Source organism: Sphingobium fontiphilum (assembly GCF_014196635.1).
GTDB lineage: Bacteria > Pseudomonadota > Alphaproteobacteria > Sphingomonadales > Sphingomonadaceae > Sphingobium > Sphingobium fontiphilum.
Genome location: NZ_JACIEB010000004.1, coordinates 318022 through 341743 on the forward strand (window position 1 = coordinate 318022; position 23722 = coordinate 341743).

20 protein-coding genes are annotated in these 23722 nt (G+C 65.8%); 7 read left to right on the forward strand and 13 right to left on the reverse strand.

What is annotated here, in order from left to right; all coding sequences use genetic code 11:
• Positions 1–16 precede the first annotated feature (16 nt).
• From infA to GGR44_RS10775, 5 genes are all read right to left on the reverse strand, one after another.
• Positions 17–235 (reverse strand): translation initiation factor IF-1, encoded by a 219-nt coding sequence (infA, locus tag GGR44_RS10755; protein WP_003049127.1) that lies wholly within the window; start codon positions 233–235, stop codon positions 17–19.
• A gap of 59 nt (positions 236–294) precedes the next feature.
• A complete protein-coding gene (locus tag GGR44_RS10760) occupies positions 295–1593 on the reverse strand; it encodes an adenosylmethionine--8-amino-7-oxononanoate transaminase (RefSeq protein WP_183955573.1) in 1299 nt (432 codons plus the stop codon).
• A gap of 61 nt (positions 1594–1654) precedes the next feature.
• Entirely contained in the window at positions 1655–3697 is a 2043-nt protein-coding gene (locus GGR44_RS10765) for a M13 family metallopeptidase (protein ID WP_183955574.1), read from the reverse strand.
• A 119-nt stretch (positions 3698–3816) separates the two neighbouring features.
• Positions 3817–4446: a dethiobiotin synthase gene (gene bioD, locus GGR44_RS10770; protein ID WP_183955575.1), complete on the reverse strand. Its 630-nt coding sequence runs from the start codon at positions 4444–4446 to the stop codon at positions 3817–3819.
• Positions 4443–5567, reverse strand: coding sequence for an 8-amino-7-oxononanoate synthase (locus GGR44_RS10775; protein WP_183955576.1), 1125 nt, complete (start codon positions 5565–5567; stop codon positions 4443–4445). Before GGR44_RS10775 ends, bioD begins: the two co-directional genes overlap by 4 nt.
• A 182-nt stretch (positions 5568–5749) precedes the next feature.
• Here GGR44_RS10775 and GGR44_RS10780 point away from each other — a divergent pair, with 182 nt between their 5' ends.
• Positions 5750–6802: an NAD(P)-dependent alcohol dehydrogenase gene (locus tag GGR44_RS10780; RefSeq protein ID WP_183955577.1), complete on the forward strand. Its 1053-nt coding sequence runs from the start codon at positions 5750–5752 to the stop codon at positions 6800–6802.
• A gap of 41 nt (positions 6803–6843) precedes the next feature.
• Here GGR44_RS10780 and GGR44_RS10785 read toward each other — a convergent pair whose 3' ends face one another.
• The 7 genes from GGR44_RS10785 to mnmA all read right to left on the reverse strand — a co-directional run bounded on the left by GGR44_RS10785 (position 6844) and on the right by mnmA (position 16154).
• A complete protein-coding gene (locus GGR44_RS10785; RefSeq protein ID WP_183955578.1) occupies positions 6844–8829 on the reverse strand; it encodes an alpha/beta hydrolase family protein in 1986 nt (661 codons plus the stop codon).
• 90 nt (positions 8830–8919) lie between these two features.
• Complete coding sequence (locus GGR44_RS10790; RefSeq protein WP_183955579.1) at positions 8920–11043, reverse strand: sodium-translocating pyrophosphatase; 2124 nt, start codon at positions 11041–11043, stop codon at positions 8920–8922.
• A 236-nt stretch (positions 11044–11279) separates the two neighbouring features.
• Entirely contained in the window at positions 11280–12194 is a 915-nt protein-coding gene (thiL, locus tag GGR44_RS10795) for a thiamine-phosphate kinase (RefSeq protein ID WP_183955580.1), read from the reverse strand.
• 78 nt (positions 12195–12272) lie between these two features.
• Complete coding sequence (gene nusB, locus GGR44_RS10800; protein ID WP_183955581.1) at positions 12273–12719, reverse strand: transcription antitermination factor NusB; 447 nt, start codon at positions 12717–12719, stop codon at positions 12273–12275.
• Between the two features lie 21 nt (positions 12720–12740).
• Entirely contained in the window at positions 12741–14030 is a 1290-nt protein-coding gene (hisD, locus tag GGR44_RS10805; protein WP_183955582.1) for a histidinol dehydrogenase, read from the reverse strand.
• Positions 14020–14682: an ATP phosphoribosyltransferase gene (gene hisG, locus GGR44_RS10810; protein ID WP_183955583.1), complete on the reverse strand. Its 663-nt coding sequence runs from the start codon at positions 14680–14682 to the stop codon at positions 14020–14022. The genes hisD and hisG overlap by 11 nt, the downstream gene beginning before the upstream one ends.
• 365 nt (positions 14683–15047) lie before the next feature.
• Positions 15048–16154 carry a tRNA 2-thiouridine(34) synthase MnmA gene (gene mnmA / locus GGR44_RS10815; RefSeq protein ID WP_183955584.1) on the reverse strand — a complete coding sequence of 369 codons (1107 nt, stop codon included), beginning with the start codon at positions 16152–16154 and terminating at the stop codon, positions 15048–15050.
• A 126-nt stretch (positions 16155–16280) separates the two neighbouring features.
• Between mnmA and GGR44_RS10820 the strand changes: the two genes are divergently transcribed.
• The 3 genes from GGR44_RS10820 to GGR44_RS10830 all read left to right on the forward strand — a co-directional run bounded on the left by GGR44_RS10820 (position 16281) and on the right by GGR44_RS10830 (position 17398).
• Positions 16281–16580 (forward strand): hypothetical protein, encoded by a 300-nt coding sequence (locus tag GGR44_RS10820; protein ID WP_183955585.1) that lies wholly within the window; start codon positions 16281–16283, stop codon positions 16578–16580.
• A gap of 104 nt (positions 16581–16684) precedes the next feature.
• Positions 16685–16984 (forward strand): CtrA inhibitor SciP, encoded by a 300-nt coding sequence (gene sciP / locus GGR44_RS10825; protein ID WP_183955631.1) that lies wholly within the window; start codon positions 16685–16687, stop codon positions 16982–16984.
• A gap of 159 nt (positions 16985–17143) precedes the next feature.
• A complete protein-coding gene (locus tag GGR44_RS10830) occupies positions 17144–17398 on the forward strand; it encodes a GlsB/YeaQ/YmgE family stress response membrane protein (RefSeq protein WP_183955586.1) in 255 nt (84 codons plus the stop codon).
• Positions 17399–17477: 79 nt separating this feature from the next.
• On the opposite strand, the gene GGR44_RS10835 is transcribed toward GGR44_RS10830, so the two are convergent.
• Positions 17478–17723, reverse strand: coding sequence for a GlsB/YeaQ/YmgE family stress response membrane protein (locus tag GGR44_RS10835; protein WP_183955587.1), 246 nt, complete (start codon positions 17721–17723; stop codon positions 17478–17480).
• A gap of 193 nt (positions 17724–17916) precedes the next feature.
• Here GGR44_RS10835 and GGR44_RS10840 point away from each other — a divergent pair, with 193 nt between their 5' ends.
• The 3 genes from GGR44_RS10840 to GGR44_RS10850 all read left to right on the forward strand — a co-directional run bounded on the left by GGR44_RS10840 (position 17917) and on the right by GGR44_RS10850 (position 23642).
• Positions 17917–19083 carry an efflux RND transporter periplasmic adaptor subunit gene (locus GGR44_RS10840; RefSeq protein WP_183955588.1) on the forward strand — a complete coding sequence of 389 codons (1167 nt, stop codon included), beginning with the start codon at positions 17917–17919 and terminating at the stop codon, positions 19081–19083.
• A 70-nt stretch (positions 19084–19153) separates the two neighbouring features.
• Positions 19154–22315 (forward strand): efflux RND transporter permease subunit, encoded by a 3162-nt coding sequence (locus GGR44_RS10845; protein ID WP_183955589.1) that lies wholly within the window; start codon positions 19154–19156, stop codon positions 22313–22315.
• 85 nt (positions 22316–22400) lie between these two features.
• A complete protein-coding gene (locus GGR44_RS10850) occupies positions 22401–23642 on the forward strand; it encodes a DUF445 domain-containing protein (protein ID WP_246344561.1) in 1242 nt (413 codons plus the stop codon).
• Positions 23643–23722: the final 80 nt, after the last annotated feature.

A 23722-nucleotide genomic window follows, 5' to 3' on the forward strand; every position in this document is an offset into this window, starting at 1 on the left:
AGGGGCCGCGCCGTGCTTATTTGAAACGATAGGTTATCCGACCCTTGGTCAGGTCGTAGGGGGTCAGTTCGACCAGCACTTCGTCGCCCACCAGCACGCGGATGCGGTTCTTGCGCATCTTGCCCGCCGTGTGGCCAAGGATTTCGTGATCATTCTCCAGCCGCACGCGGAACATGGCGTTGGGCAAAAGCTCCACCACCTGTCCGCGCATTTCGAGCAGTTCTTCTTTCGCCATAATATCCATTAATGTCCGTGAATCGGGTCGCCATAGCGGCAAAAGGCGCAAATGGAAAGTCAGGCCGTGCCGCCGAAGCGATCGGCCGCCGAGAGGATGGCGTCAAAGAGCCGGTCAAGCTGCGCTTCGTCGATGCAATAGGGCGGCATCCAGTAGATGCTGTTGCCCAAGGGGCGCATCAGCAGGCCGCGCTCCAGGAAGAAGGCGCGCAGGCGCGGGGCAAGGTCGGAGAGATATCCCGCATCGGCCGTGCGCAGGTCGATCGCGCCGATCGCGCCCAGCCCGCGCGGATTGTCGAGCGCGGGGTGGGCGGCGATCCGCTCCAGCCGCCGCGCGAGCGAGGCCGACAGGGCGGCGATGCGCCCGGCCACATCCTCTTCGCGCCAGATCGCCAGATTGGCCGCCGCCGCCGCACAGGCGATGGGATTGGCGGTATAGCTGGAGCTGTGGAAAAACTGGCGCGAACGGTCCGTCGACACATGCGCGTCGAAGATCGCGGCGGTCGACAGCGTCGCGGCGAGCGGAATGGCGCCGCCGGTAATCCCCTTGGCCACGGCCATGATGTCGGGCGCGACGCCCGCCTGTTCGCAGGCGAACATGGTGCCGGTGCGGCCCCATCCGGTCATCACCTCGTCCGCGATGAACAGCACGTCGTGGCGCGCGCATATCGCCGCCATCTCGCGCAATATGGCGGGGGAATAGACCAGCATCCCGCCCGCGCCCAGCACCAGCGGCTCGACGATGAAGGCGGCGGGCGGCCGGGCCTTGTCCGCGCAGGCGGCCTCGAGCGCGGCGAGCGTCTGCTGTTCCCGCCCCGGCGCGGGGAAGGGGATGGCGCCGACATCGAAGAGCAAGGGCGCCCAAGCCTGATTATAGACGCCGCGCTCGCCCACCGACATCGCGCCGATGGTGTCGCCATGATAGCTATGCTCCATGACGAGGATGTGCGCGCGCGCCATCGACCCGCCATCCAGAGCGCGATTGTGCCAATAGCCGAGCGCCATCTTGAGCGCCACCTCGACCGCCGTCGACCCGCTGTCGGAATAGAAGACATGGGCCAGCGGCGGGCGGCCGGGCGCGCGCGGGGCCAGGGCGACGAGGCCGCGCGCCACCTGTTCGGCGGGTTCATGGGTGTATCCGGCAAAGATCATCTGATCCAGCCGCCCCGCCTGATCCGCGATGGCCGCCGCGATGCGCGGGTGGCAATGGCCGTGGGTCGTCACCCACCAGCTTGAAATCGCGTCGATGAGCGTGCCGCCATCGGCCAGATGCAGTTCAGCGCCTTTTGCGCCGACGACATGGGGAATGGGCTCTTTCAGCCCATGCTGCGTAAAGGGGTGCCAGACGGGGGAGGTCATGGCCCCCCCTTTACGCGGGCGCGGGCGCGTTTCGCAAGCGATGCGCGCCCGCGCCCGTCCGTCACCAGATTTTCACGCGGTCCTTCGGGGCCAGATAGAGCGCCTCGCCCGCCCTGGGCTTGAAGGCGTCATACCAGGCGTCGAAATTGCGCACGATGTCGGCGCGATAGCGCGATGGGCTGTGCGGATCGGTGATGAGCCGCTGGCGCAGATTGGCCTCGCGATAATTGCGCCGCCACACCTGCGCCCAGCCCAGGAAGAAACGCTGGTCGCCGGTCAGCCCGTCGATCACCGGCGCGGGCTTGCCGCCCAGCGAGGCATGATAGGCGTCGAGCGCCACCGACAGCCCGGCCAGGTCGCCGATATTTTCGCCCAGGGTGAAGGCGCCCTGCACATGCGCGTCGGGGAAGGGGGCATAGGCGTCATATTGCTTGACCAGATCGCCGGTCAGCGCCTTGAACTTGGCGAGGTCGGCCTCGCTCCACCATTGGTTGAGCTTGCCCTTCTCGTCATATTTCGCGCCCTGATCGTCGAAATGATGGCTGATTTCATGGCCGATCACCGCGCCGATGCCGCCATAGTTGACCGCCGGGTCGGCATGGGGATCGAAGAAGGGCGGTTGCAGGATGGCGGCGGGGAAGACGATTTCCACCATGCCGAAATTGGCGTAGGCGTTCACCTCCATCGGCGTCATATGCCATTCGCCCCGGTCGATGGGCTGGCCCAGCTTGGCGACGTCGCGGTCAAAGGCGAACTGTTTGGCGCGCATGGCGTTGCCCAGCAGATCGTCGGGCGCGACCGTCAGCGCGGAATAATCGATCCATTTGTCGGGATAGCCGATCTTGGGCGTGAAGGCGGCCAGCTTGGCGCGGGCGCGTTCTTTGGTGGCGTCGCCCATCCATGGCAGGGCGTCGATGCGGCGGCCCATGGCGGCCAGAACATTCTTGACCAGAACATCCATCGCCGCCTTGGTTTCCGGGGGGAAATGGCGGGCGACATAGACCTTGCCCACTTCCTCGCCCATCGCGTCGGTGACGAAATTGACGGCGCGCTTCCACCGATCCTCGCGCTGGGGCGTGCCCGACAATATGGTGCCATTGAAAGCGAAGTCGGCCGCGCCGACGGCATCGGGCAATTGTTCGGCATAGGCGTGCAGGCTGCGCACGATCAGCGCGTCACGCAGCACGGCCAGCGGCGCCCGGGCGATCAAAGCGGCTTCGCCCGTCAGGGCGCTGGGCTGCGACACCAGCACTTGCGTGGCGGCGATCTTGTTGGCGGCGAGCCAGCCGGCAAAGTCGAAGCCGGGCGCGGCGCTGGTCAGCTGCGCCAGCGTCATCTTGTTATAGACCTTGTCGGCGTCGCGGCTGTCGACGCGGGTCCAGTGAACCCTGGCGATCTCGGTTTCGAACGCCAGCAGCGCCTGCGCCCGCGCCTTTGCGTCGCTCTCGCCCGCCAACGTCAGCATCTTTTCCAGAAAGCCGGCATAGGCGGCCCGGGTTTCCGCCATCTTGGCGTCTTCGCTCAGATAATAATCGCGGTCGGGCAGGCCCAGGCCGCCTTGGGTCAGGGTGACGATATAGTTGTCGGGATCCTTGTCGTCCTGCCCCACATAAAGGCCAAAAGGCGCGCCGACGCCCGATCGGGTCGCCTGCGCGGCAAGCGCGGCATAGCCGGCCCTGTCCTGAAGCGCGCGGACCTGATCGAGCCAGGGGGCGATGGGGGCCATGCCCTTTGCCTCCACAGCGGCTTCATCCATGAAACTGGCATAGGCGGCGCCGATCTTGCTGGCGGGGTCGGCCTTCGCCTCCTCCAATATGGCGTGGGTGCGCGCCTGCGACAGGTCCGCCAGCACGTGGAAGGCGCCGAAATTGGACTTGTCCTCGGGGATCGGCGTGGCCTTCGCCCAGCCGCCATTGGCATAGTCATAAAAATCGTCGCCCGGCTTCACGCCCTTGTCCATGCCGGTGAGGTCAAAGCCGAAGCTGCCGATTTCCGGCTTTCCGGCGGCGGGGGCCTGCGTGGCGGCGGGTTTGGTCCCGGCCTGCGCCGTCACGGCGGAAAGCGCCAGCGCCATGGCGGCGGTGGCGTGCAACATCTTTTTCATCAAGCGTCCCTTGCTTAATCATGTTCGGGGCGAAGCCCTAATGGGCTGAGTTGGAACCGCGCGCGCCGCCAAGTCCATGTCGTTGGTCGAAAGCTGAAGCGCCCCGCTCGAAAATCCGGTCAGCCAAGGGTCAGCGGCGACAGGTCGATATGGTCGCGGAAGGCCCGGGCCAGCGTGTCGCGGTTCAGCGGATCGAGGCGCGGCAGGCGACCCAGCGAGGGCAAACCGGCGATGGCCGGAATGATGCGCTCATTTTCCTCATGGGCGTCGCCGATGAAGGCGATGCCGGCCACGGGCACGCCGCGCGCGCGCAGCGCCTCGATCGACAACAGGCTGTGGTTGATCGTGCCCAGCGTCGTGCGCGCGCAAACAATGGCGGGCAGGCCCCAGCGCGCGAACATGTCGGCGATCAGCATGTCGGGCGTCAACGGCACCAGCACGCCGCCTGCGCCCTCCACCACCAGCGGCCCGTCGACGGGGGGCAGCGCAAGGCGGTCGGCGTCGATGCGAACCCCGTCGATCCGCGCGGCCAGATGGGGGGATGCGGGCGTGGCGAGGCGATAGGCTTCGGGCAGGATATGATCGGGGGCGAGGCCGGAAAGCTGCGCCACCGTTTCCCGGTCGCCGCCATCGGCCGTTCCCGCCTGCACCGGCTTCCAGTAATAGCCGCCCAAAGCGGCGGCGAGACCGGCGGCGAACACCGTCTTGCCGATGTCGGTGTCGGTGCCGGTGACGATGACGCCCTTCATCGCAGCGCCTGCCGCAAAGCATCGCCCAGCGCGTGGACGTCGGGCCGCCCGACATTCAGCGTCAGCGAAATGCGCAGCCGCGCCGTGCCTGCCGGAACGGTGGGCGGACGAATGCCGCGCACGTCGAATCCGGCCTCCTGCAAGGTCTGCGCCGTCGCCATCGCGCGTTTGTCGTCGCCCAGAATGACCGGAATGATCTGACTGCGCGGACGGGGCAGGCCCAGCGGCTGGCAGATCGCCTCGGCAGCGTCCTGCCGTATCACCGACAGCCGGTCGCGGCGATTGTCGGCCCGTTCGATCCGGTCGATCGCCGCGCCGACCGCAACCGCCATCAGCGGCGAGGGCGCGGTCGAATAAATGAACGGGCGGGCGCGGTTGACCAGATAGTCGATATAGAGGCGCGGGCCGCAGACCAGCGCCCCCTCCACACCCATCGCCTTGCCGCAGGTGTGCAGCGTGACGACGTTGTCCGCGCCATCCAGCCCGGCGGAAAGCCCCCGGCCGCCGGGGCCGAACACGCCGGTGCCATGGGCTTCGTCGAGCAGCAGCATGGCGTCGTGCCGCGCCGCGATGGCGGTCAGTTCGGCCAGCGGGGCCATGTCGCCATCCATCGAATAGAGCGTCTCGACGCCGATCCAGACGCAGCCCTTGCCCCCTTCCCTGCGCCAGGCGGCGATGATGTCGGCGAAGCTCTGCGCGTCATTGTGGCGGGCGAGCAGCGTCGTCGCTTTCGACCGGGCCATGCCGTCATGCGCGCTGGCGTGGATCAGTTCGTCCGCGACGATCAGGTCGCCGCGCTGGGGCAGCGCGCCATAGACCGCCAGATTGGCGGCGAAGCCATTGGCCATGAACAGGGCGGCGGGGGTGCGGAAAAATTCCGCCGCGCGCGCTTCGACCGCTTCATGTTCGGGCGCGTTTCCGCGCAACAGGCGCGATCCGCCGGAGCCGACCGGCACGCCGCGCGCCACTGCGTCCGCGACCGATTGTGCAATGATGGGATCGCGCGAAAAGCCCAGATAGTCGTTGGAGGCGAAATCCCGGCCCGAACGCGGAATCAACCGGCGCAATCGGCCGCGGGCTTCCAGCGCGGCCAGTTGCCTGGCGTGGGGTGCATCCTTCATGGCCGGGCGCTATAGGCCGGTCGAAGCGGGCGGACAAGCGGCGAGGCCATGGTGCGCCATCTTGAAATCATGCTGCGCCGCAAACATATGTTGCGTTCCCGCCCCCCTGTCATTTTTTGGCCTCCTGCGGGCGAATTATTTCATACCCTCGATTATCGTGCCTAACATTCAGGGAGTCCCCCATGCTGACCAAGGCCTTTGGCGCCTATGCCGCCGACAAGCCCGTTGAACCCATGGACATTGAACGCCGCGCGCCCGGCCCTCACGATGTCGCCATCGCCATCGCCTATTGCGGCATTTGCCATTCCGACCTGCATCAGGTGCGCAGCGAATGGGCTGGAACACTTTATCCCTGCGTTCCGGGCCATGAAATCGTCGGCCATGTGACCGCCGTCGGCGATCATGTGACGCAATTCAAGGTCGGCGACACGGTCGGCGTCGGCTGCTTGGTCGACAGTTGCCAGCATTGCGCGTCCTGCGATGAAGGGCTGGAGCAATATTGCGAGAACGGCTTCGTCGGTACTTATAACGGCCCGACCACCGATACCCCCGGCCATACGCTGGGCGGCTATTCCCAGCATATCGTCGTCAATGACAAGTTCGTGCTGAAGGTCAGCCATGCCGAGGATCAACTGGCGGCGGTTGCGCCCCTGCTGTGCGCGGGCATCACCACCTGGTCGCCGCTGCGCCACTGGAAGGTCGGGCCGGGGCAGAAGGTCGGCATCGTCGGCATTGGCGGCCTTGGCCATATGGGCGTGAAGCTGGCCCATGCGCTGGGCGCCCATGTCGTCGCCTTCACCACGTCGGAGTCCAAGCGTCAGGACGCGCTGGATCTGGGCGCGGACGAGGTCGTCGTGTCGCGCAACGCGGAAGAAATGCAGGCCCATGCCGGCAGTTTCCACTTCATCCTGAACACGGTCGCGGCCAGCCATGATCTGGACGCTTTCACCATGTTGCTGAAGCGCGACGGCACCATGTGCCTGGCCGGCGTGCCCGAACATGCCCACCCGTCGCCCAATGTCGGGGTGCTGATCTTTGGCCGCAAGGCCATTGCCGGATCGCTGATCGGCGGCATTGGCGAGACGCAGGAGATGCTCGATTTCTGTGCCGAAAAGGGCATCGTCGCGGACATCGAGATGGTGTCGGCGCAGCAGATCGAGCAAGCCTATGAACGGATGCAGAAGAGCGACGTCAAATATCGCTTCGTCATCGACAGCGCGACGATGAGCGCCTGACGTCCTGTAATGCCGGGGGCGACCCGTTCGCCCCCGGACGATCAGGCCGGATTATGGTCCTTCAGGAAGGCGTCCATGCGCTGGAGAAATTCCAGCCGGTCCGCCTCGCGCGAGAAATGATGGTCGGCCTCCGGTTGTTCGACATAGATATAGTCCCGCCCTTCGGCCTTGCCCGCGGCTTTCAGCTTTTCCGCCATTTTGCGTGACTGGTCGACGCGCACGCGCCGATCTTTCTTGCCGTGCATCAACAGGATAGGCGTCGAGAATTGCGCCGCGAAGTTGATCGGCGAAACGGCGGCGAAATCGGGCGCCTGTTCCTTCATCCAGTCCCTGCGCGTGCCGCTGTTCAGAAAACGGCGGTCATAACGCATCATCGCCGCCAGATCGGACACGCCGGCATAGGATATGGCGCAGCGATATTTGTCGCCATTGCGCTGCGCCGCCCGCATCGCCGCATAACCGCCATAGGATGCGCCGGCAATGCAGACGCGCCCGGCGTCGGCGATGCCTTGCGCCACGGCCCAGTCGACCGCGTCGTCCAGATCGTCCTGCATGGCAAGGCCCCATTGTCCCTCGCCCTTTTCAGCGAAGGCCGTGCCATAGCCTGACGATCCCCGATAATTGGGTTGCAGCACCGCGTAGCCGCGCCACGCCAGAAACTGCGCCCACCAGTCCCAGCTTTCATAATCGCGCGCGAACGGGCCGCCATGGGGCAACAGGATCATCGGCAGCTTCTGAGCGTCCCGGCCGCTCGGCAGGGTCAGCACGGCTGCGATCTCCAGCCCGTCGCGCGCCTTGTATCTTATGGTCTTCACCGGGGAGAGGCGCGCCTTGCCGCGGAAACGGCCATTCACCGCCGACAGGAAATTCATCACTCCGCCGGAAGTGTCGTAATAATAATAAGCGCCCGGCAGGTCGGGCCGGTCGACCAGCACGATCAGCCGCTGCTTGTCGCGGCTGGAGGAAACGATCCGCGCCCGACGGTCGCCGACGGCCTTGTCGAGGTCGGCCTGAATTTTTGCAATATTGGCGTCGAACCAGTGCACGCCCGGCGCATCGGCGATGTAGCGCACCCCCGCCAGCGCCGACCCGCTGCTGTCGGGTATGATGCCGCCCAGATCGAAGCCGGGCATCGAGAAAATCTTGTTGCCCAATTCCAGCGTCTGGAGATTGAATTCATAAAGATCGTCGGCGCCGTCGCGATCATCATAGGCGATGGCGCGCGTGGGATCGGCGGAGAACAACTGGGGCACGATCAGCGATTCGTCCCGTTTCCTGTCGGCGCGGTCGACGACGCGGAAAGCCGTTTTCGAATCCGGCCGATAAAGCAGCTTGGCCGTCCGGCTGCTGTCGACATAGCCGACGCCCATCCGGACCACGCCCGCCGCATCGGCATACCAGCCATGCACATAGTCATGCGAGGCGACGATGGTGCGCATCCGGCCGGTCGTCACGTCGACCTCGTCCACCTGCGGCCAGAAGCCCTTCATATTGCTGTAGATGGATGTCTGGTATGAGAGGAGGATGCGCGGGCTGCCGTCCTGCGCGACCCAGATGACGTCGTCGGCGTTCTGGGCGGCGACGTTCTTGGCCAGCAAATATGATTTGGCGCCGTCGCGATTCACGCTGGCGACGCGGCTGATATACCAGGGCATGCCCTCGACTGTCGCCTCGGCGCCGACGCCGACGATCAGCCATTCGTCATTGACCCAGCGCCACCAGTTCAGGTCGTTTTCGCCCAGGCCGAGCGTACGTATGCGATTGGGCCCTTCGGCGATGTCGGCGATCACCAGCTTCTGCACCCCGTCCACCGCGACCCGGGTGGCCAGATGCAACCCGTCGGGCGACAGGATGGGCGCATCCATGAGGGGCAGGGCGGCGAAGTCTTCCAGCTTCCATTGGGGGGCGGCGGCGGGCGCGGCGCTGGCGGCGGCCTGTGGCGTCGCGCCGTCCGGGCTTGTTTGGGCGATGGCGGCTTCACACCCGATAGCGGCGATCCCCGCCAGAAGTCCCGCGACAATCTTCATCCCCGACCCCCGAAGTAAAACCGGCCCCGCCCGATGAATAGGGCGGGGCCGGTCTGGCGTCACGAAAAAAGATGATTCAGATCGGTGGGATCATCCGCCATGAGCCAGCGCGGCGAGCAGCAGCAGGGCGACGATATTGGTGATCTTGATCATCGGGTTGACCGCCGGGCCCGCCGTGTCCTTATAGGGATCGCCCACGGTATCGCCGGTGACGGCCGCCTTGTGGGCTTCGCTGCCCTTGCCGCCATGGTTGCCGTCCTCGATATATTTCTTGGCATTGTCCCATGCGCCGCCGCCGCTGGTCATCGACAGGGCGACGAACAGGCCGGACACGATGACGCCCAGCAGCAATGCGCCCAGTGCCGCAAAGCCGTTGGCGGTGCCCGCCACCGCGCTGATCGCGAAATAGACGACGATCGGCGCCAGCACCGGCAGCAGCGAGGGGACGATCATTTCCTTGATCGCCGCCTTGGTGACGAGGTCGACGGTGCGGGCGTAATCGGGCTTGCTGGTGCCGTCCATGATGCCGCTGTTGCTGGCGAACTGGTCGCGCACATCCTTCACCACGTCGCCCGCCGCACGGCCCACGGCGGTCATCCCCATCGCGCCGAACAGATAGGGCAGCAGCGCCCCCAGCAGCAGCCCGACGATGACATAGGGGTTGGACAGGCTGAAATCGACGGGTGCGACAAGGCCCAGCGCCGAATTATAGAATTTGAGGTCTTCGGTATAGGCGCCGAACAGCACCAGCGCGGCCAGGCCCGCCGATCCGATGGCATAACCCTTCGTCACCGCCTTGGTCGTGTTGCCCACCGCGTCGAGCGCGTCGGTCTTCACGCGGACGCTGTCGTCCAGATGGCTCATTTCGGCGATGCCGCCCGCATTGTCCGTCACCGGGCCATAGGCGTCCAGCGCGACGACCATGCCCGCCAGCGCCAGCATTGCCGTGGCGGCAAAGGCGATGCCGATCAGGCCCGCCAACTGGTGCGCGACGATGATGCCGACGACGATCACCAAAGTCGGCAGCGCGGTCGATTCCAGGCTGACGGCCAGACCCTGAATGACATTGGTGCCATGGCCGGTTTCCGACGCCTTGGCGATGGAGCGGACGGGGCGATAGCCGGTGCCGGTATAATATTCGGTGATGACGACCAGCAGTCCGGTGACGCCCAGGCCCACCATCATCGACCAGAACAGCGCCATGCCGCTATGGCCGCCCGCGCCCTCCAGATCGGCGCCGAACACCGCGTTCATGTCGCCCAGCGTGCGCCAGGTGACATAGTAGATGGCGGGAATGGAGAGCAGCGCCGTGGTCCAGAAGCCCTTGTAGAGCGCGCCCATGATCGACTGGCCCGACCCCAGCCGCACCATATAGGTGCCGATGATCGAGGTGATGATGCACACGCCGCCGACGATCAGCGGCAGCGTCATCAGCTTCATCAGAAAGGCGTTGTCGACGCCGGTGACGAGCAACGCGGTCAGCACCATGGTCGCGCCGACGGTGACGACATAGGTCTCGAACAGGTCGGCCGCCATGCCCGCGCAGTCGCCGACATTGTCGCCGACATTGTCCGCGATGACGGCGGGGTTGCGCGGATCGTCCTCCGGTATTCCGGCTTCGACCTTGCCCACCAGGTCCGCGCCGACATCGGCCGCCTTGGTGAAGATGCCGCCGCCAAGCCGCGCGAAGATGGAGATGAGCGACGCGCCGAAGGCCAGCGCGACGAGGCTGTCGATGACCAGCCGGTCATCAGGGGCGTGGCCCGCAGGCCCCACGAGATACCAGAAGAAGACGCTGATCGCGAGCAAAGCGAGCCCCGCCACGAGCATCCCGGTGATCGCGCCCGCGCGGAAGGCGATGGTCAGGCCCTGTTGCAATGTGCCGCGACAGGCTTCGGCCGTGCGGACATTGGCGCGCACCGATATGTTCATGCCGATAAAACCGGCCGCGCCAGACAGCACGGCCCCCAGCAGGAAGCCGACGGCCGAATAAAGGCCGAGAAAATAGCCTACCAGCACCGCCACGACCACGCCGACCATGGCGATGGTGGTATATTGACGGCCAAGATAAGCGCGCGCGCCCTCCTGAATGGCGCTTGCAATCGTCTGCATCGTTTCATTGCCCGCCGGAGCGGCCAGCACCTGCCTGCTGGTGAACAGGCCATAGAGCACGGCCAGCAGGCCGCACCCTATGGCGATGTATAATATCTGCATGAGTGTTCCTCTCCCCTATTTGTGTCTGTCATCGGCCGCTCCGCAAGGGATGACGGGCGGTCGAATGGCGTGAGCGCGGGCGGCCGGGCGCATCGCGCCCGGCATCGGCCACCGCATCAATCAGCAACAGGGTCACGCGCATGGGGCGGTCCAGCCGGGCTGAGAAAAGGACGGGCCAAAGCTACAGCCGCGACCGCGCGCGTCAAGCGGGTTGAAGGCCGGTCGTTGCGGAAGCGTTATCCATGTTCCCAGCCGAGGCGCGCGGGCAAGGGCATGACCGCGCCGTCGATCATCAGCGTCAGGCCGCCACCCGCGCGCAGATGGCCCACCGGGATGGCGGCGACGGGCGGGCGCATGGCGGCGGGCATGGCGAAGAGCAGTTGATAATCATCGCCGGCGCTGGCCGCCGCGATCATCACCGCGCTGCTCCCCCCGCGCGTCCTTTCGACCGCCGGGGACAGGGGGATATGGTCGATGACGACGGCCAGGCCGCTGGCCGCGCCCATGCGGGCCGCGTCGATCAGCAGCCCGTCGGAAATATCCATCATCGCGCTGACGTGCGGGGCGAGCAGCGCCCCTTCGGCCAGGCGCGGGCGCGGGCGGCGATAGGCGTCGACCAGCGGGCCGGATGCGGCCGGATCGGCGCGGGCGAGGTCAAGGCCGACGCCCGCGTCGCCCACCGGTCCGGTGACGTAAAGCCGGTCGCCCGCCTGCGCGCCGCCGCGCGCGGGCACGGCGCCGGCCGCTTCGCCGATGGCGGTCAGGCTGACGCTGCGCGGCGCGCCCGTCGGCATCTTCACCGTGTCGCCGCCGAGCAGCGGCATGGCGTGGCGATTGAGCGCCTCGCCCAGTCCCTCCAGAAAGCCGCTATCCCAGTCATCATCGCCCGACAGCGCATAGTTGAGCAGGCAGCCTATCGGGCGCGCGCCTTTGGCCGCCAGGTCCGACAGGTTGACCGCCGCCAGTTTCCACCCGACCGCATCGGGCGGATCGGTGGGGAGGTAATGGACGCCCTCCACCATCGTATCGCTGGTCAGCACCAGCTGGCTGGCGGGCAGGTCGAGCACGGCGGCATCGTCCATCAGCCCGCGCGCGGCCGGATCGTCCGCCAGCAGGCGCAGCAGCGTTAGGAATCGGGCTTCGGCGGACATGCGAATGGCCTCCGTGGTCGGGCTTCGCGTTAAGGGCGCAACCTAGAGCGTCAGCAGGCGAAGGGCCAACGGCAAATGCTATGTCCGCACATCCTTCGCCACGGCGTCAAGCAGGCCGTTGACGAAGCCCGCCTCGCGCTTGTCGTAAAAGGCGTGGGCGACATCGACATATTCGCTGATGACGCTGCCGGTCGGCACATCCCTGCGCGCGATCAGTTCATAGGCGCCCGCGCGCAGGATCTGGCGCATTGGCCTGTCCAGTCGCTCAAGGCTCCACCCCTTGGACAGGCGGGCGGCGATCAGCGCGTCGATTTCGTCGCGGCGCTTGTCCACGCCCGCCACGATGTCGTCGAAAAAGCCCTCTTCGGCGGGCGTATAGGTCACGTCCTCGATGGTGGCGCCCAGCCGGTGCTGGTGGAATTCGTGCAGCAGGACGGGCAGGGGCGTGCCCTCCATCTCGATCTGGTAGAGCGCCTGCACGGCGGCCAGACGCGCGGCGGAGCGGGATTTGGAGCGGTCGTTCATGGCGGTCCCCCTACTCCAGCCTCAGGGCAGGCGCAACGCCACCGAAGCGGCATGGGCGGGCAACCCTTCCGCTTTCGCCAGCGCCACGGCGGCCGGGCCGATGGCGGCGATGGCGGCGGGCGTCAGGCTCAAAAAGCTGGTGCGCTTCATGAAGTCGAGCACCGACAGGCCCGACGAAAAGCGCGCGCGGCGGCCGGTGGGCAGCACATGGTTGGGCCCGGCGACATAATCGCCGACCGCTTCGGGCGTCATCCGGCCGAGGAACACCGAGCCTGCATGGCGGACCCGCGCGAACAGCGGCTCGGGATCGTCCACGGCCAGTTCCAGATGTTCGGGCGCGAGGCGATCGACCAGCGGCATCGCTTCGCCAAGGTCGCCGACCAGGATGATCGCGCCATTGGCGTCCCAGCTTGCGCGGGCGACGGCGGCGGTCGACAGCGCCGGAATCTGGCGCTCGACCGCCTGCGCGACGGCGTCGGCAAAGGCCGCGTCGTCGGTAAACAGGATCGACTGGCTGGTCGGGTCATGCTCCGACTGGCTCAAAAGATCGGCGGCGGTCCATTCGGGGTCGTTGCGGCCATCGGCCACCACGACGATTTCGGAAGGGCCAGCGACCATGTCGATGCCGACCACGCCGTAAAGCTGGCGCTTCGCCTCCGCCACCCAGGCGTTGCCGGGGCCGGTGATCACATCGACCGGGCGGATTTTGTCCGTGCCATAGGCGAGCGCGGCGATGGCCTGCGCCCCGCCGACGCGCCAGACTTCCTCTATCCCCGCGATATGGGCGGCGGCCAGCACCATCGGGTTGATGTCACCGCCCGGCGTCGGCGTGACGATGGCGATGCGCTCCACCCCCGCGACCTTGGCGGGGATGGCGTTCATCAGCACCGAACTGGGATAGGCGGCGCGCCCGCCGGGCACATAAAGGCCCGCCGCGTCGACCGCGCTCCACCGCGCGCCCAGCCGCACCCCGGCGGCGTCGACGCCGTCGCTGTCCTGCGGCTTCTGCTTTTCGTGATAGGCAGCAATCCGCGCGGCGGCGAGTTCCAGCGCGTCGCGCAGCTCGGTCGAAATCCCATGGAGCGCGGCGCGCGTTTCGGCCGGGGTCACGGCCCAGCCGCTGGCGTTCAGGTCGTGCCGGTCGAAGCGCTGCGTATAGTCGGCGAGCGCCGCGTCGCCCTCCGCGCGGACGCGCTTGAGGATCGCGGTCACATCGCGCGACACATCCTCGTTCGCTTCGCGCCGGGCGTCGACCAGCGCGGTAAAGGCGGCGGCGAAACCGGGGTCGCGGCTGTCGAGCCTAAGCGGCATCCCTGACCTCCACGGCGCGGCGGAAGGCGTCGACCAGCGGGACCAGTTCGGCCGAGTGCATCTTGAACGCGGCGCGGTTGACGATCAGGCGCGCGGAAATGGGCATGATGACCTGCGTTTCAACCAGGCCATTGGCCTTCAGCGTCGCGCCCGACGAGACGAGATCGACGATGCGCCGCGACAGGCCGAGCGAGGGGGCCAGTTCCATCGCGCCGTTCAGCTTCACGCATTCCGCCTGAACCCCGCGCGCTTCGTAATATTTGCGGGTGAGGTGCGGATATTTGGTGGCGACGCGGACATGGCTCATCGCGCTCTCGTCCTCGCCCTCCAGCCCCGCCGGTTCAGCGACCGACAGGCGACAATGGCCGATATTGAGGTCGACGGGCGCGTAGAGTTCGGAATAGTCGAACTCTTCCACCACGTCCGAACCGACGATGCCGATCTGCGCCGCGCCATGGGCGACGAAGGTGGCGACGTCGAAGGCGCGCACGCGGATGATCGACAGGTCGGGCCGGTTGGTGGCAAAACGCAGCGCCCGGCTCTTCTTGTCATGGAACGCCGCCTCCGGTTCGATACCGGCTTTGGCGAGCAGCGGCAGCGCCTCATCGAGGATGCGGCCCTTGGGAATGGCGAAGGTGAGCGAGCGAGTCATGACGCGCGGGCCTTACGCGCGGGTGCGCGAAAGGGCAAGGATTTGGGGGGCAATGCCAGGCCGACGACTATTCGGCTGATGTCATTCGCCGATGGTTATGGCCACAATGACCGCATATCCTGCGCGGCCACATGGTCTGCCATGCGATGAACTTCTTGCTGCTTCTGAATGGTGAAAGTCCACATTCTGGGCAACGCAGCAGGAACATCGGCACCAATCCATGAGCGACCCAAAATGTGCCAGCTATCCAAGAGCCATCCGGTCCAAAGTGTCGTTCAATGAACGTCAACCAAATCGGAAATGTGAAAAATAGCAGCCAGACCCAAGCCATAAATAGCCAAGACCGGGCATACAACGACATAGCCTCAAGCCGCCTGCGCCATCACGCCTTGGGTGCTGGCGATCCAGCCGCCGCCCAGCACGCGGTCGCCCGCGTAGAGGACAGCCGCCTGTCCCGGCGCGACGCCATATTCGGGGGCGTCGAAGATCAGTCGGTCGCCATCCAGCCGCGCGGGGACGGGTTTGGCCATGGAGCGGACCTTGGCCGTCAGCGGCCCGCTGAAATCGCCGCCCAGCCAGTTGATGTCGGAGAGGATCGCGCCCGACACGGCGAGCGCCGCCTTTGGCCCCACGATCACGCGGCGGCCTTCCGCATCCAGCCGCACGACATAGAGCGGATCGGGCTGGCCGCCAATTTCCAGTCCCTTGCGCTGGCCGACCGTATAGTGGATCAGCCCCTTGTGCCGGCCGAGCGTGCGGCCGTCGACATGCACGATGTCGCCGCCTTCATCGGCGTCGGGGCGCAATTTCCGTACGATCTTCGCATAATCGCCATCGGGCACGAAGCAGATGTCCTGGCTGTCGGGCTTCAGCGCCACCGACAGGCCCAGTTCGGCCGCGATTTCGCGGACCTGCGGCTTGGGCAGGCCGCCAAGAGGAAAGCGCAGATAGTCGAGCTGCGCCTGGGTGGTGGCGAACAGGAAATAGCTCTGGTCGCGGGCGGGATCGGCGGCGCGGTGGAGTTCAGCGCCAGCCGCGCCCTTCACCCGCCTAACATAATGGCCGGTGGCCAGGCAATCTGCGCCCAGATCGCGGGCAATCTGGAACAGGTCCGTGAACTTCACCCCCATGTTGCACTTCACGCAGGGTATGGGGGTGCGCCCGGCCATATATTCGTCGGCAAAGTCGGCGATCACGGAATCGCGAAAGCGGCTTTCATAATCGAAGACATAATGGGCGATGCCGATGCGGTCGGCGACGGCGCGCGCGTCGCGTATGTCCTGCCCCGCGCAGCAACTGCCCGTGCGGCCGACCGCCGCGCCATGATCGTAGAGTTGTAGCGTCACGCCGATCACCTCCGCCCCGGTCCTTGCGGCGAGCGCGGCGACGACGCTCGAATCGACACCGCCCGACATGGCGACGACGATGCGGCGCCCCGAAAGGGGTGATGGAAGATCGAAAACAGGCTGCATGATCCGCCATATAGGGCGCAAAAGCGCGCTTTTCCAGCGCAATTAACCGGGCTTTCACCCGGCCCTAACAGGGAATGACCGGGCGATTTACCGACCCTTATGCATTGCCCGGCTATGGAGTCGGTCATGGATCTGACTTTTACGCGCAGGGGTGGCCTGATGGCCGGACAGCTTCAGCCGGTTCGCCGGTTGCGGGTGCCCGCCGCATCCTTCCTGATCGCCAGGGCGGCCGCCGCGCAGGCGGCCAGCCCCACGGCGAGCGCGGTCGCCCATGTCCTGCGGGGGCAGGATCAGGGCGACGACTGGGTCCAGGAACTGGCGCATATTTTTGCGCCGCGTTCCGGCGGCATGATCGAAGCCGTTGCGTCCGGCGGTTGTTTTAATCCGACGATCGCCAGTCGTTTAGGTGTGGGGCAACCAAGATGAAGGTCGCGTTTACCTTCGCGCTTTAGCCCATGTTCAGGGCTGATGCGGATAAGGGGATGCGCAACTGAATTCGGCGAAATGCCAGTGCCGCTGCTGAGGTGAGAATGATTGAGAACCAGAAAATAAGGCCTGCACAGGTCGTCGGGCCGCTGGGTGAACCGCTGACGCTGGACAGCCTGCCCCCGCGCAACACCACGCGCTGGGTCGTGCGGCGCAAGGCCGAAGTGGTTGCGGCCGTCAATGGCGGCCTGCTGACCGTCGACGAGGCGTGCGAACGCTATGACCTGACGCTGGAGGAGTTCGCCGGCTGGCAACGCGCGGTCGACCGTTCGGGCATGCACGGCCTGCGTGTCACGCGCATCCAATATTACAAGACTCTCTACGAACGGCAGCAGAAATACTGATCGGCCATTCCATGGCATGACGAAAGGGCCGTCCGGCTACAGGAGCCGGGCGGCCCTTTCGATTCATTTGCTTCCGTTCCGCCAGCGTATCGGGAACCGTTTTTCCTTATCCTCGTTCTTTACTCCAGACAGTCGGGGGCACAGGCTGGGAGTAAGGAAATGGGTATCATTCTCTGGTTGGTCGTCGGCGGCATCATTGGCTGGCTCGCGAGCATGGTCATGCGCACCGACGCGCAGCAGGGCATTTTGCTGAATATTGTCGTGGGTATTGTCGGCGCTTTCATCGGCGGTCTGATCTTCAGCGGCGGTTCGATCAATGATGGTTTGACGACCTACAGCTTCCTCGTCTCGCTGGTCGGCGCCATCATATTGCTGGCGATCGTCAATCTCGTGCGTCGCGGATCGGTGCGTTAATCGCTTCTCTCTGTCGAAGGCCCATCAGGCCAGCATCCCAAAAGCCCCGCCCGGCAAGGCGGGGCTTTTTTGGCTATATTCAGCGCCGTCCGGCGAACGCGCGATATATCGCCAAAACGGCTACCGAACCCAATATGGCGGCGATCAGCCCGGCCTGGTCCTCTGTCCGGTAAAAGCCCGCAAGGCGGCCGACGAAACCGGCCAGCAGCGCCCCGGCGATACCCAGCAATATGGTGATGACGCATCCGCCCGGATCGCGCCCGGGCATGATCCAGCGGGCGATGGCGCCGGCGATCAGCCCGATGAAGATCCAGCCCAGAAACATAAGACATCCTCCCATGTGTCCTTTAAGGACGTTGCAGGGCTTTAATCCCGCCATAGCCGTGCCCAATTGTCAAACCAATGCCCGCGAAGGCGGCGGTGGGCCGCGATAATTGGGGCTTGAGCAGGGTGATCTATTTATATAATACAGCATCGAACAGGGGGCGGCGGTGCCCGCCGCATCGAACGGAATGTCTATGAATTACGAAACGCATCTCGCCAGTGATCACGCCTTCGATCCTTCGGGCGACAGCAAGCGGCGGCGACGGTTGATAATTACGGCCAGCGTTGCGGGGATCATTGTGCTTGTCGGCGCTTATGTGGCGATGCGGGTTGGCGGATCGGAAACGGCAACCGCCGGTCCTTCGACGCAGGCGCCGGTGGTGACGGTGATTTCGCCGGGGCAGACCGGCGTCGACCGCGTTGTGACCGCCACGGGATCGCTGGCGGCGCGGGTCGACATGCCCGTAGGCGTCGTGGGCGAAGGCGGCGAAGTGCGCCGGGTTCTGGTTCAGCCGGGCGACTGGGTCGGCGCGGGACAGGTTCTGGCGGTGATCGAACGGTCGGTTCAGTCGGAACAGATCAAGTCGCTCGCCGCGCAGGTTGAGGTCGCTCGCGCCGACGCCAAGCTGGCGCAAGCTCAGCTTGATCGCGCCAAATCGCTGGTCGGGCGCGGATTCATCAGCGCGGCTGACATCGATCAGCGCACGGCGACCCGCGATGCTGCCGTCGCGCGCGTCAACGTCGCCGCGGCGCAACTGGGCGAGCAGCGCGCCCGCACCGGCAGGCTGGACGTGCGCGCGCCGGCCGCCGGGCTGGTGCTGACCCGGGCGGTCGAGCCGGGCCAGGTTGTGGCGGGCGGCACGGGCGTCCTGTTCCGTCTGGCCAAGGGCGGCGAGATGGAAATGCTGGCGCAGGTCAGCGAAGCCGACCTGCAGTCGCTGCGCGTGGGCAACGGCGCGACGGTGACCCCGGTGGGCGGGACCGATAAATTCGCCGGCCGGGTGTGGCAGGTGTCGCCCGTCATCGATCCCCAGACCCGCCTCGGCGTTGTGCGAATCGCCATTCCCTATGACCGGGCGATCCGTCCGGGCGGCTTTGCTGCGGCGACCATCGTCAGCGGATCGGGTCAGGCGCCGGTGTTGCCGGAATCGGCCGTGCAAAGCGACGACAAGGGCAATTACGTCTATATTGTGGGCGCGGGCAACAAGGTCGAGCGGCGCGGCGTGACCGTCGGGCAGGTGTCCGACGCTGGCGTCGCCGTGACGAGCGGCCTTGCCGGTTCTGAAAAGATCGTGGCTTCGGCCGGCGCGTTCCTGGCCCCGGGCCAGGTGGTCAGGCCTGAAAAGGCGCAGGCGCGCTGATCGGCCCCCCGGCCCGGCGCCGGGGCGAAAACAGCTAATGGCCGGCAGGTCTGGCAGAAAGACGCAGTTGATGGACTTTCGCAATATTTCCGCCTGGGCGATCCGCAATCCGGTAACCCCTATCGTGCTGTTCTTCGCCCTGATGATGGCGGGGGTGGTCAGCTTCATGCGGATGGACATCAACAATAATCCCGACATCAGCTTCCCGATGGTCGCCGTGACCGTGTCGCAACCCGGCGCCGCGCCCACGGAACTGGAAACGCAGGTGACCCAGCGGGTCGAGGCAGCCGTTCGCGCGATCAGCGGCGTGGACGAGATCACGTCGATCGCGATGGAGGGTTCCTCGCGGACCAATGTGCAGTTCCAGATCGGCACGCCGGTCGATCGCGCGGTCGCCGACGTCAAGAATGCCATCGACCAGGTCCGCAGCGATCTGCCCGATGGCATTTTGGAGCCGCAGGTCAGCCGGGTCGACATCGATGGCGGTCCCATCGCCTATTTCAGCGCCGAAGCCACCGACATGACGCTGGAGGAACTCTCCTGGTATGTCGACAACACCGTGGCCAAGCGGCTGTTGTCGATATCGGGCATGGCCGCCGTGCGGCGGGGCGGCGGCGTCAGCCGGGAAATCCGCGTCATTCTGGACCCGGCCAAGCTGCAATCCCACGGCATCACCGCCGCGCAGATCAACCAGCAATTGCGTCAGGTGAACCTGAATGCGGCGGGCGGCCGCACCGAAATCGCGGGCGCGGAGCAGGCGATCCGCGTGCTGGGCAACGCCGACAGCGCGCGTTCGCTGGGCGAGACGCAGATCGCCATTTCCGGCGGGCGCGTGGTCAAGCTGGCCGATCTGGCCGAAGTGCGCGACATGTACGCCGAACAGCGCAACCTTTCGCTGATGAACGGGCGGCAGGTGACGAGTTTCGCCATGGAGAAGGCGAAGGGATCGTCAGACGTCACCGTCTCTGACGAGGCGATGAAAATTCTCGACAAGCTGCAGAAGGAAAATCCGAAGGTTCGCTTCAAGCAGTTGTTCAGCAGCGTCGATTACACCAAGGATCAATATCATTCGGCGATGGCCGCCATGATCGAAGGCGCCATCCTGGCCGTCGTCATCGTGTTCCTGTTCCTGCGCGACTGGCGCGCCACGATGATTTCGGCGCTGGCCATTCCGCTGTCGGCCATCCCATCATTCTGGTTCATGGACATGATGGGCTTTACGTTGAACGGCATTTCGCTGTTGGCGCTGAGCCTGGTCGCGGGCGTGCTGGTCGACGACGCGATCGTGGAAATCGAAAATATCGTTCGCCACATGCGCATGGGCAAGACCGCCTATCAGGCGTCGATCGACGCCGCCGACGAAATTGGGCTGGCGGTGCTGGCGACGACCATGGCCATCGTGGCGGTGTTCTTCCCCGTTGCGATGATGCCCGGCATTTCCGGGCAGTTCTTCATCCAGTTCGGCATGACGGTGGTCGTGTCGGTGTTGATGAGCCTTGCCGTGGCGCGCCTCATCACGCCGATGGTCGCCGCCTATTTCCTGAAGGCCCATGGCGAGGAAAGCCATGGCGAGGGATGGCTGATGGACCGTTATATGGCGGTGCTTCGCTGGTCGCTCGACCAGAGCAAGGCCATGGCCCGACGTGCACGCGGCGCGCGCTTCACCGCCCGCTTCCTCGATCATCGCATCTGGACGCTGGGCATCGGCGTGCTGGCGTTCCTGGCGACGATCCTTGCCTTTGCGACGTTGCCGATGACGTTCCAGCCGACGATCAACACCGATTTCAGCCAGGTGAGGATAGAGACGGTGCCGGGCAGCACGCTGCAACAGACCACTGCAATAACCCGGCGCGTGGCCGATATGCTGGCCGCCGACAGCGACGTGGTGGACGCGGCCTTTGCCGACATCAATCCGACCAGTGCCGACATTTATCTGACGCTGAAGAAGGACCGCCCGATGACTTCGGTGGAATGGGAGCGCAAGGTTGCGCCGAAATTCCAGACGGTCGCGGACGCGCGCGTTAATTTTCAGTCCCAGTCCGGCGGCGGTTTTGGCCGTGACATCATCATGATGTTCGGGTCGGACGATCCGGTGACGTTGGAAAGCGTGGCCAACAAGCTTGTCGGCGAAATGCAGGGCATTCCCGAATTGCGGGCGCCGCGCGTGCAGGGCGACATGCAGCGCCCCGAAATCGTCATCAAGCCCCGGCTCGATCTGGCCGCGCGACTGGGCGTGACGACGTCGGCGCTGAGCCAGAGCATCCGTATCGCGACGATCGGCGACATCGACCAGAACAGCGCGAAATTCTCGCTGAGCGACCGCCAGATCCCCATCAGGGTGGCCATCGCCGAGGATAGCCGTCGCGACCTGTCGACCATCGAGAATATGCCGGTGCCGACCGCGAGCGGCGGTTCGGTGCCGCTCAAGGTGGTGGCCGACATCAGCTTTGGCGCAGGGCCGACGCAGATCCGCCGTTACAATCAGATCCGGCGCATCGTCGTCGGCGCCGATCTGGCGCCCGGCATGGTGACCAGCGACGCCATGAAGAAGATCAACGAATTGCCGACGATGAAGGCCGTTTCGGACGGCAAGATCCAGGGCGTTCAGAAACTGAACACCGGCGAGAGCAAGTGGCAGGCGGAAATGTTGATGAATTTCCTCATCGCCGTCGTCTCTGGCGTGATGCTGGTGCTGGCGGTGCTGGTGCTGCTCTACAAGCGGGTGATGCCGCCCTTCGTCAATCTGGGTTCGCTGTTGCTGGCGCCGCTGGGCGGGGCGATCGCGCTGCACATTGCGGGGCAGCCATTGTCCATGCCGGTGTTCATCGGCCTGCTGATGCTGCTGGGCATTGTCGCCAAGAACTCCATCCTGGTCATCGACTTCGCGCTGGAGGAGATGAACAAGGGCGTGCCCAAGTTCGAGGCGATCATCGACGCCGGGCACAAGCGCGCTCAGCCCATCGTGATGACCACGGTGGCCATGGTCGCGGGCATGGTGCCCACCGCCCTGTCGCTGTCGGGCGATGGCGCCTGGCGCGCGCCGATGGGCGTGACGGTGATCGGCGGCCTCATCCTGTCGACGGTGCTGACGCTGGTCATCGTGCCCGCCGTGTTCAGCCTGGCGCTGGGCGTGGAGGAACGGATCGGCCCGGCGCTGCGCCGCCGCCTGCTGACCTATGAAAAGGGTGACGACCGTCGCCACGCCGACGGGCAGACGCAGCCTGCGGAATGAACGCGCGACAGTTGCCCCCTTTCCCTGAACTTTGCCGGGACGTAATCATTGTAACGACATGATTGATCGGCGCGCGAACAGGGGGATGGGCAACGGCTTGGCCGTCCATCCGGCGCGCCGGATGCGGACCGTGGCGACGGCGATGCTGGTGGCGATGGCGTTGATCTTCGCCATCGCCCGGTCGACCGCGCATCTTCACCCGCTCATCGGCTTCGTTCAGGCCTTTGCCGAAGCCGCCATGGTCGGGGGCCTGGCCGACTGGTTCGCGGTGACCGCCCTGTTCCGCCATCCCCTTGGCCTGCCCATTCCGCACACCGCGATCATTCCGCGCAACAAGGACCGAATCGGCGATACGCTCGCCCATTTCGTGCGCGATAATTTCATGACGCCCGCGGTCGTCGCGCGGCGGATGCGCCCGCTGGATGTCGCGGGGACGGTGGGCCGCTTCCTCGCCAGTCCTTCGGGCGGCGACGGACGCCTGCGGCAGGGGGCGTCGCGGCTGGTCGCGGACATGCTGGACGCGCTGGACCAGGAACGGCTGGGCGGCATGGTCAAGGGCGTGATCGGCCAGCGGCTGCGGACGGTCAATCTCGGCCCGCTGCTGGGGCAGGCGATCGAGGCGGCGATGCGCGACGGCCGCCATGCCCCGGTGATGGATGGCATCATCCGCTGGGCCGACAAGACGCTGGAGGCGAACGACCATCTGGTGCGCCAGATGGTGCATGATCGCGCGGGCAAGATCATGCGCTGGACGGGGCTGGACGAAAATCTGGCCAACGCGATCATCGACGGGCTGCGCAAGATGCTGGCGGAAATGGCCGACGATCCCGGCCACAAGCTGCGCCTGAAAGCCGAAGAGGGCATGGCCAAGCTCGCCTTCGACCTGCAATTCGACCTTGAAATGCAGGCGCGGGTGGCGCGGGTGCGCGACGAGATCATCGACAATCCGGCGATGCAACGCTGGCTCGACGGGCTGTGGGAACAGGCGCGCGCGGCCCTGCTCCGCGCGGCGCGCGATCCGGGCGCGGCGATGGCCGGGCGGCTGGGCGAGGCGCTGCGGCAACTGGGCGGGACGTTGCAGGAGGACGCGCGGCTGCGCGTCGTCATCAACCGGTTCGCCCGGCGCGCGGCGGTGGGCGTGACGGCGCGCTATGGCGGGTCGATCGTGACATTGGTCAGCGACACCGTGCGCGGCTGGGACGCGGGCACCGTGACGCGCAGGCTGGAACAGGCGGTCGGCCGCGACCTGCAATATATCCGCATCAACGGGACATTGGTCGGCGGCCTGGTGGGGCTGGCCATTCACGCGGTCGACACGCTGCTTTGAACGCGCGAAGGGCGGGGCGGCGCTTTCTCTACCGGTCCGAAAGTATATGTTGTATCATTGCAGATATGAGATACCATCAC